This is a genomic window from Thermovibrio sp. (genome assembly GCA_015488335.1).
Taxonomy (GTDB): Bacteria; Aquificota; Aquificia; order Desulfurobacteriales; family Desulfurobacteriaceae; genus Balnearium.
Genome location: WFNZ01000014.1, coordinates 1 through 17,427, shown reverse-complemented (window position 1 = coordinate 17,427; position 17,427 = coordinate 1). Strand labels below are relative to the sequence as shown.

Genomic DNA, 17,427 nt, shown 5'->3' with positions numbered 1-17,427 from the left:
GTTTAAAAACATCCTTAAGTTTCCTATTCAAATGTCAAAGAGCAAATTCAATTATACAACTTTCCGGGTTATTAAACTTTAGATAAAAGGGGGGAGCTCCCCCCAATTCAAAATTTACCTGCTAATTGGTTGTTCCGTCATCGTTTTTCTCAACTCTTTCAGTTATGAGTTTTTTCAGTTTGTCTGTTATTCCCTCCTGAGAGGGCTGTTGTTCTTCTGCAGGCTCCTCTACAAGCTGAACGTCTTTTATGATGCCTTTAGATTTGAGGAGCTCCACAACCTCTTTTCCAAATGAAACAGGTCTTCCTTGAGGATCTATGAAGATGTGCTGGGTAAATCCAACTGCCAGAACAACGTCGTCTCTCAAAACCCTGTAGTCAAACCTTATTCCCCTTGTTCCTATGTTTGTTATTGCAGTTTCAAGGGTTATGAGGTCGTCGTAAACAACAGGGGCAACGTATCTGCAGGCGGCCTCTACAACAGGCATGAGAATCTGCTTCTGCTGGAGTATCTGTCTGTATTCAATTCCTAAAGCTCTGAAAAGCTCAGTTCTTCCTCTCTCAAAGAGCTCAAAGAACCTTGAGTAGTACATAACGCCGTAGGCATCTACTTCTGCCATTGAAACCCTGTATGGCATACTTCCAACTATTACCTGAGGCTGTTCCTGATTCTGCCCTTTTTTCTCCTCAGCCATTACTTCCCTCCGTAGTATTCCTGAAGTGGTTTAACGTCTAAGTTTGCTCTCCTCATGGACTCTATTGCCATAACGGCAGCCTGAGCCCCGCGGACCGTTGTGTAGTAGGGTATCTTGTAGTTAACGGCCAAACGCCTTATGCTGTAGGCATCTTTCTTTGATTTTGTTCCTGTTGGAGTATTGATAATGAGGCATATTTCTCCATTCTTGATAAGGTCTCCGATGTTTGGCCTTCTCCCTTCCTGAATTTTGTAAACAAGCTCAACGGGAACTCCTTTCTCCTTTAAGAACTTATACGTTCCCTCAGTAGAGACTATTTTAAAGCCCATATCGGCAAGCTTTTTGGCAATTCCAAAAATTTTGGGTTTGTCTTTGTCCTTAACGCTTATGAAAACCTTACCACAGGAAGGGTCTAAAGGAAGCCTTGAGCCGGCTGCCAATTGTGCCTTGTAGAAGGCTATTCCCAAATCTCTGTCTATTCCCATAACCTCACCGGTTGACTTCATCTCCGGGCCTAAAACCGGGTCAACTTCAGGGAAACGGTCAAAGGGGAATACGGCCTCTTTAACGGAGTAGTATTCAGGTTCCACCTCTTTAACGCCAAGCTCTCTGAGTTTTTTACCCATTGCAACTTTTGTTGCGATTTTGGCAAGTGGAATTCCCGTGGCTTTACTAACGAAGGGAACAGTTCTTGAAGCCCTGGGGTTAACCTCAATGATGTAGATTTCGCCGTCTTTAACGGCAAACTGGATGTTTATGAGGCCTTTTACGTTCAGCTCAAGGGCGATTTTACGGGTTATCTCTTTAATCTCCTCAACTATCTCTTTGGGAACTGAGAAGGTTGGAAGAACGCAGGCGCTGTCTCCCGAGTGGATTCCCGCCTCTTCTATGTGCTCCATAACACCGCCGATTATTACATCTTCTCCATCTGCAACGGCGTCAACGTCAAACTCAACGGCGTCTTCAAGGAACTTGTCTATGAGGACGGGCTTTTCCTCTGAAACTTCAACGGCCTCTGCCATGTACTGGCGGAGCTCCTCCATTGAGTAGACAATCCTCATTGCTCTTCCGCCAAGAACGTAAGAAGGCCTCATGAGAACGGGAAACCCTATCTCCTCGGCAATCTTCTCAGCCTCTTCTAATGAGCGAGCAATTCCGGAAGGTGGCTGTTTCAGGTTGAGTTTTTGAAGGAGCTCCCGGAACCTCTCCCTGTCTTCTGCTATGTCAATACTCTCAGATGAGGTTCCAAGTATTTTTACTCCAGCTCTTTCAAGGGGAACAGAGAGTTTAAGGGGAGTTTGGCCGCCAAACTGGACGACAACGCCTAAAGGCCTCTCTTTCTCAACGATGTTAAGGGCATCTTCAAAAGTTAACGGCTCAAAGAAGAGCTTGTCTGAGGTGTCGTAGTCTGTTGAAACGGTTTCGGGGTTGCAGTTAACCATGTGGGCTTCATAGCCGAGCTCCCTTAGAGCCCAAACAGAGTGGACGCAGCAGTAGTCAAACTCAATTCCCTGACCGATTCTATTGGGGCCAGAGCCGAAAACGATAACCTTTTCTTTTTTACTGGGGTTGGCCTCACACTCCCTTCCGTCGTAAGTTGAGTAGTAGTACGGAGTGTAGGCCTCAAACTCTCCGGCGCAGGTATCAACCGTTTTGTAGAGAACGGGAGAAATTTCCTTCCTTTTTTCCCTTACTTTCTCTTCAGTTGTTCCAAGAAGGTTTGCAATTTCCCTGTCTGAGAAGCCCCACTTCTTAGCCCACTTGAGGAGCTCTCCCGGAACGGTCTCAAGAGTGTGTTTTTTGAGCTCTTCCTCAACTTCAACAAGCTGTTTTATGTTGTTCAGGAACCACTTATCTATTTTTGATAGGTCATAGAGTTTGTCTAAATCCCAGTTTCGCCTGAAGGCCTCGGCTATATACCAGACCCTGTCGGCGTTTGGAACGGCAATTCTTGACTCAAGCTCGTCGTCTGAGAGCTCAGAGGCTCCTTTCAGGGTCAGGCCGTAGCGGCCAATCTCTAAAGAGCGGATAGCCTTATTCAAAGCCTCTTTAAAGGTTCTTCCTATTGCCATTACCTCGCCGACAGACTTCATACGGGTTGTAAGTGTCGGGTCGGCTTCGGGGAATTTCTCAAAAGCCCAGCGGGGGAACTTGACGACACAGTAGTCTATTGCAGGCTCAAATGAGGCTGGTGTTTTCTTCGTAATGTCGTTTGGAAGCTCGTCTAACGTGTAGCCAACAGCCAGCTTGGCTGCGATTTTTGCAATGGGGAAACCTGTTGCCTTAGAGGCAAGGGCAGATGAACGGGAGACCCTTGGGTTCATTTCAATAACGATTATCCGGCCGTTTTCAGGGTTAACTGCAAACTGGACGTTTGAACCTCCCGTTTCAACACCGATTTCCCTTATGATGGCAATGGCTGCATCCCTTAAAAGCTGATATTCCTTGTCTGTTAAGGTTTGGGCCGGAGCAACAGTTATTGAGTCTCCGGTGTGAACTCCCATAGGGTCAAAGTTCTCAATTGAACAGATGATTACAACGTTGTCTTTGAGGTCTCTCATTACCTCAAGCTCAAACTCTTTCCAACCTAAAACGCTCTCCTCTATCAGAACCTCGTTTATTGGAGAGGCGTCTAACCCTCTTTTAACGATCTCCTTAAATTCCTCTCTGTTGTAGGCTACACCTCCTCCCTCTCCGCCTAAAGTAAAGGCAGGCCTTATGATTGCAGGAAGGCCAACATAGTCAAGAACTTCCATTGCCTCTTCTAAAGAGTGGGCAAGGCCGCTCCGGGGAACTTCTAAACCGATTTTCAGCATCGCCTCTTTGAAGAGCTCCCTGTCTTCCGCCTTCTTTATCGCCTCTATCTTTGCTCCTATAAGCTCTACTCCGAACCTGTCTAAGATGCCGGCCTCGTGGAGCTCCACAGCCAGGTTGAGTGCGGTCTGGCCTCCAACTGTTGGGAGAAGAGCATCCGGCCTTTCTCTCTCAACAATCTTCTCAAGGGCTTCAACGGTTAAGGGCTCTATGTAGGTTCTATCTGCAATGTCCGGGTCTGTCATTATGGTTGCTGGGTTTGAGTTGACAAGAACTACCTGATAACCCTCTTCTTTTAAAGCCTTACAGGCCTGAGTTCCAGAATAGTCAAACTCGGCAGCCTGACCAATTCTTATTGGACCTGAACCGATTATCAGAATCTTTTTAAGGTCTTCCCTCTTTGGCAAAGGAGCCTCCCGGAAAAATTTGGTCTAATTTTATCCTAAACGGAAAGGAGAAACCGCTTTGAGAATAGTGATAACCGGAACTCCCGGAACCGGAAAAAGCACAGTGGGGGAAATACTCTCAAAGAGGTTGGGAGCTCCTCTCTACAACCTCAGCAAGCTGATAAAGGAAAAAGGGCTCTACACAGAGTTTGACGAAAAGAGAGATGCCTACGTTGTAGATGTAGATAAACTGCGGGAGTTTTTCAAAGGTAAGGAGAACTTCATAGCAGAGGGGCTGGTTGCCCATTTCATTCCGGCAGACCTTACAGTTGTTTTAAGGGCAAGGCCTGAAGTGATTGTTGAAAGGCTAAAACCCCGAAGATACTCAGAGGAAAAGCTAAAAGAAAACGCAGAGGCAGAAAGGCTGGCGGTTATTGCAACGGAAGTTTTTGAGAATCCTTTAGATTGCAGGGTTGTCCACATAGATACGACAGATAGAACCCCTGAAGAGGTTGCAGAGCTCATTGAGAGAGCACTAAAGGGAGAGGAGGTTTTTGACGACGTTGACTGGCTGGAAGACGAGACAGGTTGCTATTAAAGCCCTCTGCGCCTTTGAGAATGATAAAAGGCTGAGGGAACACTTAGAACCTCTAATAAAGGAATTTAAGCCTGTTGACAGAGCTTTTATAAGGGAGCTCGTTTCCGGAACCGTTCGCTACCTTAAACTCCTTGACTTCTGCATAGAAAAGTCTACGGGAAAGAGGTTAAAGAAACAGCTCTGTGGAGTTCGGAACGGCTTAAGGCTAATAGCCTACCAGCTTATGTTTACAGGAGTTCCGGAGTATGCAGCTATAAACGAAACCGTTGAGGCCGTTAAGAGGCTTGCAGGGAGAAAGCCGGCAGGGTTCGTAAATGCGGTTTCCAAAAGGCTGATAGGTTTTGACTGTAAGAAAGAGGTTGGGAGGATAAAGGATTTTTATAAAAGGATTTCCACACTCTACTCCTTTGAAACGTGGATGGTTAAGAGGTGGCACAGGTTTTACGGAGAGGAGCTCCTTCCCCTCTTAGAGTCCCTCAACAAGGTTGCTCCACTTTTCGTTAGGGTGAACCTAATTAAAACGACAACAGAGGAGCTCCTATCTCTCTTTCAAAAAAACGGCATAGATGCGGAACCTCACCCGTTCATCCCACACACGGTAAGGGTAAAGGGAAGAGTTGTTGTTGAGGAGCTCCCCGGTTTCAAAGAGGGTCTTTTCTACGTTCAGGATCCTGCCTCTTACATGGCCGCATACCTCTTAAACCCTAAACCGGGAGAGTTGATATTAGACGTTGGAGCAGCCCCGGGAGGAAAAACAACGGCAATAGCCTCTTTAACAGGGAATAGAGCAAGGATAGTGGCTGTTGACGTAAGCAGAAAAAGGATGGAGCTCCTCTTAGAAAACTGCAGAAGGCTGGGAGTAGAGAACGTTGAACCGGTAATTACAGACATAAGAAATGATGATAAATTCAGGGCAAAATTCTACAAAAGCTTTGATAGAATCCTGATAGACGCCCCCTGCAGCGCAACGGGAGTTATAAGGAGACACCCTGAGGGAAAGTGGAACAAGAGCATGGAGCTGATAAAACACAACCAGAGAATCCAGAGGGAGCTCCTTTTGGCTGCGAAAGACCTTTTAAAGCCCGGAGGAATTATCGTTTACAGCGTCTGCTCCTTAGAGAGAGAAGAGGGAGAGGAGAACAGAGGGTTTGCTCTGAAGAACGGGTTTGAGCCGGCAGAGTTTGAGAGAGTTCCAGAACCTTTAAAGGAAAGGACAGAAAACGGAGAACTCCGCCTCTTTCCCCACAGAGACAGTACAGACGGCTTTTACTATACCGTTTTCAGAGGTTAAAATGGAAAAAGGGGAAATCAGCAGAACGGTTCTTTTAAAACTTATTGAAGCCATACTGAAGGAAGAAGAGCTTGAAACAATTTCAAGAATTATCTCAACAGATCCAAACTTAACAGCTAAAATCCTTACATTTGTAAACTCAGCTTACCACAGTTTACGAAGGGAGATTCACTCAATAGAAGACGCTATAGCCTATATTGGCTACAGAAAACTCAAAGAAATAGCTTTTGCCCTTTTAGTCTCTGCAACTTTAAAAAATGTTGATAAGGAAGAACTCCTCAAATCGGTTCAGCTGGCCTACCTGACTAAAGCAATCGCAAAAAGGGCTTTCCCAAAACTAAACCTGGAAGAAGAGGCATTTCTAGTAGGAATACTGAATCACGTTTATCAAAAGGAGGGTGAAAAACTAATAAAAGAATTAGAGAAAGTATACATTTCAAAAGCGGTAATTGAAGGTTTAAGAAACGACTCATCTCCCTTAGGAAAACTGAAGATACTTGCTAAAAAGCTCTTTCCGTGGTGTGAGAAAATATTAAAAGGTGACAAAAATTTCAAACTTCCTAAAAGTGATATAAAAAGAGAAATTATCATAGGTAGCTGTCTGGAAGCTCAGGAAGAGACAGAAAAACTTGCAGAAATACTCTAACAGGAGGAGAGGGAATGTCGGAAATAGAGAGATTGGAACTGAAAAGAGAGGTAATGCTGAAGCTCATTAACGCACTTCTTGAAGGCGAAGAGCTAAACCGAATAGCTCAAATAGTGAGTATGGATCCAAACCTTTCAGCAAAACTTTTAAAGTTCATCAATTCTCCTTACTTTGGATTAAGAAAGGAGATAAAGTCCATCGTTCAGGCCATAGCCTACTTAGGATACAGAAATCTAAAAGACTACGTATTTGTCCTTTTAACGTCTTCATTCCTGAAAAACGCCAGCAGAGAAGAGATAAAACAGGTTCTTAAGTTTGCATACCTGATGAGAGAGCTGGCAAAAAAAATCATGCCCGAGCACGATGATGAAGCATTTATGGTTGGTATTTTAGACAGCGTTCACAGAGAAGTGGGAGAGGAGATAAAAGAGATCCTTGAGAAGGCCGGAGTCTCTGAGTATGTCATAAACGGAATTCTGAACGATTCAAGTAAACTTGGAAAGCTGAAAGTGATGGCAAGGGAGCTCCTCAACCTCTGCGACAAAATAACTGCCGGAGAGCCAGTAGAGATACCGGAGCTCCTCAAAAACCTCCCAAAGGAAGACCTTGTGGAGAGCTGCCTTATGGCAGAAGATAACGCAGAATCAATACTTGCTACCCTTTAAGGAGAAACCGAAGAAGAACTGTAGCGTAGGAGCCGGATGGAAGCGAGAACTGAAGCTTTATCCGGCTCCTTGTTTTTTCTAAAATCTTAAAACCTTCAGGGAAAACGACAGCCTTCCTTAAACCGTCTGTCATAACGACCATTCCACCAACTTCCCTGTCAAACCACTCCTCTTTAACTCCGTATCTTTTAAAAACCTTTCTAAGAGCTCTCTTCAGAACTTTATCTTCCGGTGGAAATTCCCGACCTGTATAGGGAATCTCAAGCCTTTTCAGGTGGTCTATGTCGTAAACTTCTAAGTAGTAGCTCAGCTTCCAGTTGTTTATGAATGGAACCCGAACGAAGGGATACTTCTCCTCTATGTATTCCCTCAAAACCTCGTTCCAGAGAAAGCTCTGGTAGGCAAAGTTGAACATGAGGCGAACGTTTTTGGGAAGAATTCTAAAGGCCTTCTCAGGGGTAAGCCCTCTCATTAAGCCTCTGATTAAGTCCTTTTCATACTCCTCCAGAGTGGGAGAAAGGGTTTTATAGAGTTTCCTCCAGTCTCCCCAGAAATCAATTGTAGATTTGCCGAAGAAGTAGCTCCGGAGAGCTCCCTCGTAGTCTCCCCTTAAAAGATACCTGAGAACGAAGTCATCCCTGCTCTTAACACTTCCGAACCTCTGCTCTCCGAAGTAGTTTGGAAAGCCGTAGCGCTTAACTATTTCATAGTTCCTGTAAAACCGCTCCCTCAGGTTCTTCTCAAAGTTCCGGACAGTTATCGTAAACCTGTTGGCCTTTAAGTTCCCCAGTGTTAGAGGCCTGTTAACCTTCCCAAGAACCCTTATGCAGAAGCCTGATTCCCTGTTCCAGTCTAAGGAGTCAACCTGTTGCCACTTTCCGGTGAACCTGAAGCAGGTGTCTGAAATTTCATAAGAGGCTGGAACAGTTAAATACTGGGTTGTAATGGCATATCGGTCTTTAAGCCCAGCAAAACCTATCCCTTTTAAGGGAACTTTCAAAAACCTTGAGATAACCCTTAAAGCCTCTAAGGTTGAAACGTCTCTCTTCTTAAGCTCAAGAAAGTGGAACTTTCCCTCATCTTCCGGTTTAAGGTTTGGAATCTCCTCAACAACAAAATCTTCAGGCTTTGTCTTTATCCGGGAGTAGAGTTTCAAGGAGAAAACCTCCCAAAAGTTTGGGAGTTAATATAGGCTGAGAACGAACTCTGCGGCCTTCAGGAAGTTTTCAAAGGGGGGAGCTCCCACCTTAACACCGGCCTTACAGCCGCAGTTAAAAGCAAGCTCAACGTCTGAATCCTTATCCCCAATTACAACGCTCTCAGAAACGTCTATTCCAAGCTCTTTAGCAGCTCTCTCAACCATTCCGGTTTTAGGTTTTCTGCAACTGCACCCTTCATTCGGCCTGTGGGGGCAGAAGTAAAAGGCATCTATTTGAACGCCGTAAGGTTTGAGGAGCTCCTGCAGTTTTTCATTAACAGCCCAGAAATCCTTTTCCTCAAAATACCCTCTGCCAATTCCAGATTGGTTAGAGACAACAACTAAAAGAAACCCGGCATCTTTTAAGAGCTTCAGTCCTTCAGGAACTCCCTCCAAGAGCCTTACCTTTTCCGGCTCGTGTATATACCCGGGGTCGTAAATAAGAGTATTGTCCCTGTCCAGAAAAATAGCCCTTTTCAACTTTCCTCCCTGAAGCTCAGGGCTTCGGCAACGTGGTGGGACTCAACGGAAACGCTCCCCTCAAGGTCGGCAATTGTTCTTGAAACTTTTAGAACCCTATCAAAACTCCGGGCAGAAAGGCCCAGGGTTTTTGACGCAGAGATGAGGAGCTCCTCAGCCTCAGCTGAAACTTCAGCCAGTTCCCTTATCTCTTTTCTTCTCATCTGGCTATTGAAACCTATGGGTAGCTTTGAAAAACGCTTCTGCTGAATTTCCCAAGCTCTAACAACACGCTCTCTTATCTTTTTAGAGCTCTCTCCTCTCTTATTTCCTTTGAACTCTTCGGGCTTTACTGCAGGAACTGGAACGTAGAGGTCTATCCTGTCTAAAATGGGGCCTGAGATCCTGCTCCTGTATTTCCTCACCTGAGCGGGGGAACATTTACAGTAGTTCTTCTCATCCTCAAAGCCGTAGTAACCGCAGGGGCACGGGTTTGCAGCAGCAACTAAAAGAAAGTCTGCCGGGTAGGTAACAGAGCCTGAAGCCCTTGAGATCGTTACAACTCTATCCTCTAAGGGCTGCCTCAGGGCTTCTAAAACACTTCTCTTAAACTCCGGAAACTCGTCCATAAAGAGGACTCCGTTGTGGGCAAGGCTTACCTCTCCCGGGCGGAGCGAGTTTCCACCTCCAATTATTGAAACGTCTGAAGCGGAAGTGTGGGGAGCTCTATAGGGACGGTGTAAAACAGGAACTTCATCTGTTAAACCGGCAACGGAGTAGATCCGGCTGGTCTCTATTATCTCCTCCTCTGTCATTGGAGGGAGAATTGTGGGAAGGCGCCTCGCAAGCATCGTCTTCCCGGAACCGGGAGGACCTACCATAAAAACGTTGTGCCTGCCTGCCGCAGCTATTTCAAGTGCACGCCTTGCCTGAAACTGACCAACAACCTCTGAGAAGTCAACCGGATAGCTAAAGGAGTATTCAAAACTATTTCTTTTAGCAGGCTCAATCTCAACATCTCCGTTTATAAACGAAACAGCTTCAACAAGGTTCCTTACAGGGTAAACGGGAACACCGTCAATGAGAATAGCCTCTTCAACGTTCTGAGGAGGAACAATCAAGCCTTCTAAACCAAGTTCTTTTGTCAGAATGGCAGCTGAGAGAACTCCTTTAACGGGGTGGAGTTCCCCCTCAAGCCCCAGCTCACCGGCAATTAGGAATTTACAGAGCCTTTCAAGGTTAAGAAGGCCGGAGCTCCCCAAAATTCCCAGAGCAATCGGCAGATCGTAAAGGGTTCCCTCCTTTCTAACATCTGCCGGAGCAAGGTTTATAACAATTCTCTTAGCAGGGAAAGGATATCCAGAGTTAGTTATTGCAGCCCTCACCCTCTCTTTACTTTCCTTAACTGCTGAATCTGGAAGGCCAACTATGACAGTAGCTGGAAGTCCTCTTGAAGCGTCAACTTCAACTTTTACAGGGATAGCATCAATACCTAAAGTCGCATAACTTAAAACAGTAGAAACCATTATCTACCAATCTCTCCAGTATCAACAATCTCTGGATAGGAAAATCCATCAAGTTTCAGAACAATAAACGTTATTTTTTCGTTTTTTGAGGGAAATCTTTTGCCAGGAGTAACAATCAAACGCCTTTTTCTACATTTTCCTCTGTAGACTTTCCCTTTTTCGGTAATAAAAAGAACCAAGCAATTTCCTGTTTTAACTTTTACGTAAGGTTTGTAGTATCCATTTTTCTCAATCCAGCCGCTCTGGGAAGCAAGAAGATTAAAGGGAATGAACAAAATGGAGAAGAAAACTATTAAAAACCCTCTTTTCACAATTAACCCGTTATTTTTGTTCAGTAAATGGTCGGGGCGACCCGACTTGAACGGGCGACCTCTGGCCCCCCATGCCAGCGCGCTACCAGGCTACGCCACGCCCCGACGCAAGAGGAAAATATATACCTGCAAACTACTGACGGCAAGGACAGGTGCACTCCCTGTGGTGGCAAAACGGGTGACAACAGCAGCAAGAGGAGAGAACTCCACATAGAACAGTCAGAAAAAGAGCTCCGAGGAGAAGTCTCCTCATTTAACCTCCTCTTACGCAGGCTCAATTGTCATAAGTGCTTCGTCTGGATTAACGTTGTCCCCCGGCTGCACGTAAATGGCCTTAACAACACCGCTGATAGGAGCGTGAACCTCGTTCTGCATCTTCATAGCCTCAACTATGGCAACAACGTCACCTTCGTTAACCCTGTCTCCTTCTTTAACTTTAATCTCAACTACTTTCGCAGGCATAGGGGAGGTAACGTCTCCCTCTTTTGTTGCCCTGGGTCTTTTTGAAGCGCTGGTGAGCTCCCCTGCAATCTCAACCTCTTCCCTCGTTGGAACGATCTCAACAAGGGGCTCAACCATAACCTCTTCAAGCCTTCCGTCAATCTTGACGAAGTAGGGCTTCTTACCCTCTTTTTTATGGCCAACGCCGGCTATCTTAACGTGGTAGCTCTCACCGTGAACGTTTATAATGAACTCAGTTGGCGCAAGTGGTTGAGGACACTGTCTCTCCTCTTCCTCCATATCATGGAGGTCTTCCTCCGAAATAGCAGGAATCTCTCCCTTCTCAACCTTCTCCCTCCACTCAAAGAACTCTTTAGCAACTTTAGGAAAGAGGCAGTAGGAGAGGACGTCCTCCTCGCTCCTTGCAAGGTCTTTAATCTCCTCTCTGCACTTATCAAGCTCCGGCTGGAGAAGGTCTGCAGGCCTGCAGGTAATTGGCTCTTCGTCTCCAAGGACTTTCTTGATAATCTCCTCCTTAATCGGAGCAGGAGGTCTTCCGTAGAGCCCCTTAACGTAGTTCTTCGTTTCCTGTGTAATCATCTTGTAGCGCTCGCCGGCCAGGACGTTTAAAACGGCCTGGGTTCCAACTATCTGGCTCGTAGGAGTAACGAGAGGCGGGTAACCAAGGTCTTCGCGAACCCGTGGAACCTCCTCAAGAACCTCCTCCAACCTGTCAAGGGCTCCCTGCTCTTTAAGCTGGTTTATCAGGTTGGATATCATTCCGCCTGGTATCTGGTGCTCAAGGACTGCGGCGTCTATTCCCTTAAAGTCTATATCATACTTTTTGTATTTCTTACGAACCTCTTTAAAGTGATGAGCCATCTTCTTGAGGGCAGATTTATCAAGGTTTATCTCAAAACCAAACTCTCCAAGGGCGTAGGCCATCGTCTCTACTGCAGGGTGGGAGGTATCTGAGGCCATAGGAGAAATTGCAACGTCAAAGATGTCGGCTCCAGCCTCTGCCGCCTTCAGCTGTGCCATCTCAGCCATACCGCTCGTACAGTGAGTATGAACGTGGACGGGAAGGCCAACTTCTTCTTTAAGGGCTTTAACCAGAGAGTAGGCCTTTTCAGGGGAGAGGAGACCGGCCATATCTTTAATAGTAATTACGTCTGCCCCCATTTCCTTAAACTCAAGGGCAAGCTCTATGTAGAGGTCTTCCGTGTGGACTGGGCTGATTGTGTAGGAGAGAGCTCCCTCAACGATCTTCCCCATCTCCTTTGCCGTTTCAACGGCAACCTCAACGTTTCTAAGGTCGTTTAACGCATCAAATATCCTGAAGACGTCTATTCCGTTTTCGGCAGCTTTCCTTACGAAAGCCCTAACAACGTCGTCGGGATAGTGCCTGTAACCAACTAAGTTCTGACCCCTTAAGAGCATCTGGAGTCGGGAGTTGGGCATTAGTTTTCTTAAAGTTTTAAGCCTCTCCCAGGGGTCTTCCCTCAAAAACCTGAGGCAAACGTCAAAGGTTGCACCGCCCCACATCTCAACAGACCAGAAACCGGCCTTATCTATAACGGGAGCTATCTCAACCATGTCCCTTGTCTTCATACGGGTTGCAAAGAGGGACTGGTGAGCATCTCGCAGGGTTACGTCTGTAAACTGAATCTTCCTTCCCATTGAACTCCTCCTAAACGTCTTTAAAGCCCGTGGTGGGCCGCAATTGCTGCAGATATTGCAAGGGCAAGAACTTCCGGGTCTGTCTCCTGAATGAATGTGAACTCCTTAATTTTCCTGTCTATGAATGAGGTATCAAACTGTCCCTTAACGAACTCCGGGTCGTTGAGAATCTTCTTGAAAAATGGAATCGTTGTGGGAACGCCCCGGATTACGAACTCACCGAGAGCTCTCCTTGAACGCCTTATCGTTTCGTCCCAGTTCCTTCCCCAAACGATAAGCTTTGCAACCATTGAGTCGTAGTAGGGCGGAATCGTGTATCCTTTGTAGACAACGCCGTCTATCCTTACACCGATTCCACCTGGAGAGTAATAAGCTGTAATCGTCCCCGGAACAGGAACGAAGTCTTTTGTCGGATCTTCAGCGTTTACCCTGAACTGGAATGCAAAGCCGTTTATCTGAACGTTCTTCTGTGAAAAGGATAGACCCATTCCAGCAGCGATTCTTATCTGCTCCTGAACGATGTCTATACCTGTAATCTCCTCGGTTATCGTGTGCTCAACCTGAAGCCGAGGGTTCACCTCCATAAAGTAGAAGTTCCCATACTTGTCCATCAGGAATTCCCAGGTTCCAACACCGTAGTAGCCGATAGCCCTTGCTGCTTCAACGCAGATCCTTCCAAGCTTTTCCCTCTGGCGCCTTGTAAGAACTGGAGATGGAGCTATCTCTAAAACTTTCTGGTGTCTCCTCTGGAGTGAACAGTCCCTCTCCCCAAGATGAACAACGTTTCCGTGTTTATCTGCAACTATCTGAATCTCTATGTGGCGGGGGTTCTCTATAAACTTCTCTATGAAAACCTCTCCTTTACCAAAGGCTGCTTCTGCTTCCTTAACGGCAAGCTGGAACTGGGATTCAAGTTCATCCTCGTTCCGTGCGACTCTTAATCCCCTTCCTCCTCCTCCATGAGCAGCTTTTATCATTACCGGATAGCCTATCTTCTTCGCTATTTCCTTTGCATCTTTAACGTCTGAAATAGGCTCCTCACTGCCCTCCGCAACGGGAACGCCCAACTCCTTCATAAGTTTTTTTGATTCAATCTTGCTTCCAAAGATCTTAAGGTGCTCAACGGAAGGACCTATAAACTCTATGCCGTGTTTTCTGGCGTACTCTGCAAAGTCTGCCCTTTCTGAAAGGAAGCCGTATCCCGGGTGAATGGCCTCAGCTCCGGCTCTTTTGGCTATATCAACGATTTTGTAGTAGTTGAGGTAGACCTTTATAGGATCTCCGTGGATGAGGTAGGCCTCGTCGGCCTTCTTAACGTGGAGTGAGTTGACGTCTGCTTCTGAATAGATTGCAACGGTTTTTATTCCAAGCTCCTTACAGGCCCTTATAACCCTTGTTGCGACCTCTCCCCTGTTGGCAATAAGAATCTTTTTAAACATTACAGAAAACCTCCAAGAAGCCTTAAAAGAACATTTGAGATAACCCCTGCAACGGCGTCATCAACAGTTATTCCTAAACCGCCGGGAAACTTCTCAAACCACTTAATAGGCGGAGGTTTCATTATATCAATAACCCGAAACAGTATCAGGCCCAAGAAGGCAACCTTTACGTTGTGGGCAGCGTGAAGGCCCAAAAAGGTTATCTCTATTCCCAGAATTTCATCTATTACAACTTCGTCAGGGTCTTTATCTCCAAGCTTTTTGGAAACGTAATCGGCAGAGACAACGCTGATTAAAAAGGTAATTCCAATAACTAAAAGCTGAACGTAAACGTTTTCAGGCCAGAAAAAGTAACAGCAGATAGCTGCAAATATTGAACCCCACGTTCCTGGCATTTTTGGAAGTTTTCCTGTAAAAAGGCCCGTTGCAAGGAGCTCCATCAGAAAGTTCAATCCATCCCTCCAAAAAGTTTTCAGTAAACATTACCAAATGCTACTCCTCATCCTTCAGGTAGGAGAGAACTTTACGGTAGCCGGGGGGGAGCTCCACCTTAAACTCCATCCTCTTACCCGTCCTCGGGTGGTCAAAGGAGAGGTAGTAGGCGCAGAGGGCGTGCATTCCCATCTCGTCTACAAGTTTCCTAAGTTTTTCATCTTTAATTCTTGATGGCTTGTAGCCGTAAGTCCTGTCTCCTAAGAGGGGATGGCCTAAAGAAGACATGTGAACCCTTATCTGGTGTGTTCTTCCGGTTTCTAATTTACACTCAACTTCAGAGACGTTGAAATGAGGGAACTTCTCAGTTATCCAGTAGTTTGTTATGGCCTCTTTAGGAGAGGTTGTGTTTGGAGAAAACTTCTTCCTGTCAAACCTGTCCCTTCCAATGGGTAGAACTATCCTGCCCCTCTCTTTCTTTGGAATCCCAAGGAGGAGAGCTCTGTAGAGCCTTCCAACGCTTCTTGCTTTAAACTGCTCAACTAAAGACCTCTGGGCAAGGTCGTTCTTTGCAACAACCAAAAGGCCTGCAGTGTCTTTATCTAACCTGTGGACGATTCCCGGCCTTAAGGTTCCGTTTATCCCCTCAAGGTCTTTACAGTGGTAGAGTAGGGCGTTGACGAGGGTTCCCGAGTAGTGGCCGGGAGCCGGATGGACAACAAGTCCTGCCGGCTTGTTTATAACTATTACGTCTCTATCCTCGTAAACAACGTCTAAGGGGATGTTCTCAGGCTGGAGCTCCAAAGGCTCAGGCTCCGGAATCTCAAACTCAACTCTCTGCCCCTCTTTTACTTTCTGAGAGGGTTTCTTGGGCTCTTTCCCGTCAACGAGAACCAGCCTCTCTTCTATAAGCTCCTTGGCCTGAGAGCGGGAAATATTCGCAACCTCAGAGAGGAACTGGTCTAAACGTTTCCCTGCGTGCTCTTTATCAACTACAGCTTCCATAACCCAAACCTTGATTTAAAGAGTTCTCCGTCTAATTTAAGACGGGAAACCCTATTCTGAGGACGGCTTGAAGAAAGTAAAGTGTCCAAACTGTGGAAAAGAGACAGTCTGGGAGAACAACCCTTACAGACCTTTCTGCTCTGAAAAGTGCAAACTGGCAGACCTTTCAAAGTGGCTGAACGAGGAGTACAGAGTAGAGGAGGAGCTCTTTGTCAAAGAAGATAACTCCGGCTCTTAAGCAGTACTTAGAGCTGAAAGAGAAGTATAAAGACGCAATTCTTATGTTCCGTATGGGTGACTTCTACGAGATGTTCTTTGACGACGCAGAGGTCGCCGCAAGGGAGCTTGAGATAGCCCTTACTAAGCGCTCTTTTGGAAAGGGGGGAGAGAAGGCTCCAATGTGTGGCGTTCCCTATCATGCCGCTGAAGGTTATATAGCAAAGCTCGTTCGCAAAGGTTACAAGGTTGCAATATGTGAGCAGTTAGAAGAGCCAAAGCCGGGGAAGAAGGTTGTAAAGAGGGGCGTTGTAAGGGTAATTACTCCCGGAACCTACTTTGAGGACGAGACGGAAGACCGGTTTTTAATGGCCATCTACCCCAAAAAGGAGATGTTTGCCGTTGCCTGGGCGGAGCTCTCAAGCGGAGACCTCTACTTCACCAGTATGAGCAGGGAGGAGCTCCAGTCACTCATTGCAAAGTTCAAGCCCAAAGAGATAATCGTTCCGCCGAAATTCCCTAAAAACGTTATAACGGAAGTCTTCCCCGAGAGCTTCATTCAGGAGAAGGACGAGACTTTCTTCAAAGAGGAGAAAACTCCTGAGGCGACGTCCAGGGAAGAGGAGAAGGTTCTGGGAGCTCTCCTCTCATTCGTCAGAGAGACCCAGATTGAGTTCGTTCCAAAACTGAAAGAGCCTAAAAGATACACCGGAGAGCGGTTTATCTACTTAGACCCCCACACGCAGAGGAACTTAGAACTCATTGAACCCCTCTACGACAAGCTCTCCTCAGCTACACTCTTTAACGTCTTAAACAGAACGAAAACAGGAATGGGAAGGCGCCTTTTAAAGTTCTGGATACTCCACCCCTTAAAAAACAGAAAAGAGATAGAGGAGAGGCTCTCTGCCGTTGAGGAGTTTGTAGATAGCTTTTTCCTGGCAGACGAGCTGAGGGAGAAGCTCAGTAAAGTTTACGATGTTGAGAGGCTATTAACAAAAATCTCCTCTGGAATAGCAAACCCGAAAGACGTTTCAGCCCTCAGGAACTCTCTCAGGGTATTCCCAGAAATAAAGAAACTCCTCTCTGAGTTCCACTCTCCGCTCCTTACAGAGCTCTCTTCCCGGTTTGACGACCTCTACGACGTTTTCTGCGAGATAGACAGGGTTCTTGTAGACAACCCGCCCTTTACATCCCGTGAGGGGGGCCTCATAAGGGAGGGAGTAAACGAGGAGCTTGACAGCTTAAGGGAGATAAAGGAGAACGGAGAGAGAATAATAAAGGAGATAGAGGAGAGAGAGAGAAAGAGAACGGGAATTCAGAGTTTAAAGGTTGGTTTCAACAACGTTTTCGGATACTACATTGAGGTCTCAAAGCCCAACCTCCATTTAGTTCCCAAAGATTACATAAGGAAGCAGACATTAGTTAACGCTGAAAGGTTCATAACGCCTGAGCTTAAAGAGTTTGAGGAGAAGATTCTCTCTGCCCAGGAAAGGATTGAGAAGATAGAGTACCAGCTGTTTACGGAGCTCCGCCGGTTCATAACCGAGAACGCAGGAAGGATTGTTAGGTCTGCAGAGATTGTTGCAACCGTTGACGTTCTCCTCTCACTTGCAAAAGTTGCACAGG

The 17,427-nt window shown here is 46.2% G+C and carries 16 protein-coding genes and 1 tRNA gene; 6 read left to right on the top strand and 11 right to left on the bottom strand.

Annotation, left to right across the window (positions count from 1 at the left end; translation table 11 throughout):
• Positions 1-121: 121 nt before the first annotated feature.
• Positions 122-694 carry an acyl-CoA thioesterase gene (locus tag F8H35_RS01380; protein ID WP_472571779.1) on the bottom strand — a complete coding sequence of 191 codons (573 nt, stop codon included), beginning with the start codon at positions 692-694 and terminating at the stop codon, positions 122-124.
• A complete protein-coding gene (gene carB, locus F8H35_RS01375) occupies positions 694-3,915 on the bottom strand; it encodes a carbamoyl-phosphate synthase large subunit (RefSeq protein ID WP_472571778.1) in 3,222 nt (1,073 codons plus the stop codon). The genes F8H35_RS01380 and carB overlap by 1 nt, the downstream gene beginning before the upstream one ends.
• Before the next feature lie 67 nt (positions 3,916-3,982).
• On the opposite strand from carB, the gene F8H35_RS01370 reads away from it, so the two are divergent.
• From F8H35_RS01370 to F8H35_RS01355, 4 genes are read left to right on the top strand one after another with little or no spacing between them, the layout of a single operon-like run.
• A complete protein-coding gene (locus F8H35_RS01370) occupies positions 3,983-4,492 on the top strand; it encodes an adenylate kinase family protein (protein ID WP_472571780.1) in 510 nt (169 codons plus the stop codon).
• The gene (gene rsmB, locus F8H35_RS01365) at positions 4,449-5,783 is read left to right on the top strand and encodes a 16S rRNA (cytosine(967)-C(5))-methyltransferase RsmB (protein WP_472571777.1); all 1,335 of its coding nucleotides are present in this window, start codon (positions 4,449-4,451) and stop codon (positions 5,781-5,783) included. Before F8H35_RS01370 ends, rsmB begins: the two co-directional genes overlap by 44 nt.
• A 1-nt stretch (position 5,784) precedes the next feature.
• Positions 5,785-6,429, top strand: a complete 645-nt coding sequence (locus F8H35_RS01360) for an HDOD domain-containing protein (protein ID WP_472571776.1) — start codon at positions 5,785-5,787, stop codon at positions 6,427-6,429.
• 14 nt (positions 6,430-6,443) lie between these two features.
• Positions 6,444-7,094 (top strand): HDOD domain-containing protein, encoded by a 651-nt coding sequence (locus F8H35_RS01355; protein ID WP_472571775.1) that lies wholly within the window; start codon positions 6,444-6,446, stop codon positions 7,092-7,094.
• Here the strand turns inward: F8H35_RS01355 and truD are convergent.
• The 9 genes from truD to F8H35_RS01310 form a co-directional block, all read right to left on the bottom strand.
• The gene (gene truD / locus F8H35_RS01350; protein WP_472571774.1) at positions 7,084-8,250 is read right to left on the bottom strand and encodes a tRNA pseudouridine(13) synthase TruD; all 1,167 of its coding nucleotides are present in this window, start codon (positions 8,248-8,250) and stop codon (positions 7,084-7,086) included. The two genes, F8H35_RS01355 and truD, sit on opposite strands and share 11 nt — an antisense overlap.
• A gap of 27 nt (positions 8,251-8,277) precedes the next feature.
• Positions 8,278-8,772 carry a D-glycero-alpha-D-manno-heptose-1,7-bisphosphate 7-phosphatase gene (locus tag F8H35_RS01345; protein WP_472571773.1) on the bottom strand — a complete coding sequence of 165 codons (495 nt, stop codon included), beginning with the start codon at positions 8,770-8,772 and terminating at the stop codon, positions 8,278-8,280.
• Positions 8,769-10,277: a YifB family Mg chelatase-like AAA ATPase gene (locus F8H35_RS01340; RefSeq protein WP_472571772.1), complete on the bottom strand. Its 1,509-nt coding sequence runs from the start codon at positions 10,275-10,277 to the stop codon at positions 8,769-8,771. The genes F8H35_RS01345 and F8H35_RS01340 overlap by 4 nt, the downstream gene beginning before the upstream one ends.
• Positions 10,277-10,552, bottom strand: a complete 276-nt coding sequence (locus tag F8H35_RS01335) for a hypothetical protein (protein WP_472571771.1) — start codon at positions 10,550-10,552, stop codon at positions 10,277-10,279. The genes F8H35_RS01340 and F8H35_RS01335 overlap by 1 nt, the downstream gene beginning before the upstream one ends.
• Positions 10,553-10,616: 64 nt before the next feature.
• Positions 10,617-10,693 (bottom strand) — tRNA-Pro (locus tag F8H35_RS01330).
• 159 nt (positions 10,694-10,852) lie between these two features.
• Entirely contained in the window at positions 10,853-12,709 is a 1,857-nt protein-coding gene (gene oadA, locus F8H35_RS01325; protein WP_472571770.1) for a sodium-extruding oxaloacetate decarboxylase subunit alpha, read from the bottom strand.
• A gap of 20 nt (positions 12,710-12,729) precedes the next feature.
• Positions 12,730-14,148, bottom strand: a complete 1,419-nt coding sequence (accC, locus tag F8H35_RS01320) for an acetyl-CoA carboxylase biotin carboxylase subunit (RefSeq protein ID WP_472571769.1) — start codon at positions 14,146-14,148, stop codon at positions 12,730-12,732.
• Positions 14,148-14,600, bottom strand: coding sequence for a phosphatidylglycerophosphatase A family protein (locus F8H35_RS01315; protein ID WP_472571768.1), 453 nt, complete (start codon positions 14,598-14,600; stop codon positions 14,148-14,150). The genes accC and F8H35_RS01315 overlap by 1 nt, the downstream gene beginning before the upstream one ends.
• Positions 14,601-14,640: 40 nt before the next feature.
• Positions 14,641-15,585, bottom strand: coding sequence for an RluA family pseudouridine synthase (locus F8H35_RS01310; RefSeq protein WP_472571767.1), 945 nt, complete (start codon positions 15,583-15,585; stop codon positions 14,641-14,643).
• A gap of 67 nt (positions 15,586-15,652) precedes the next feature.
• Here F8H35_RS01310 and F8H35_RS01305 point away from each other — a divergent pair, with 67 nt between their 5' ends.
• Both F8H35_RS01305 and mutS read left to right on the top strand, forming a co-directional pair.
• Complete coding sequence (locus F8H35_RS01305; RefSeq protein ID WP_472571766.1) at positions 15,653-15,823, top strand: DNA gyrase inhibitor YacG; 171 nt, start codon at positions 15,653-15,655, stop codon at positions 15,821-15,823.
• A partial coding sequence (gene mutS, locus F8H35_RS01300) for a DNA mismatch repair protein MutS (RefSeq protein WP_472571765.1) occupies positions 15,795-17,427 on the top strand: 1,633 nt, incomplete at its 3' end. The genes F8H35_RS01305 and mutS, both read left to right, overlap by 29 nt.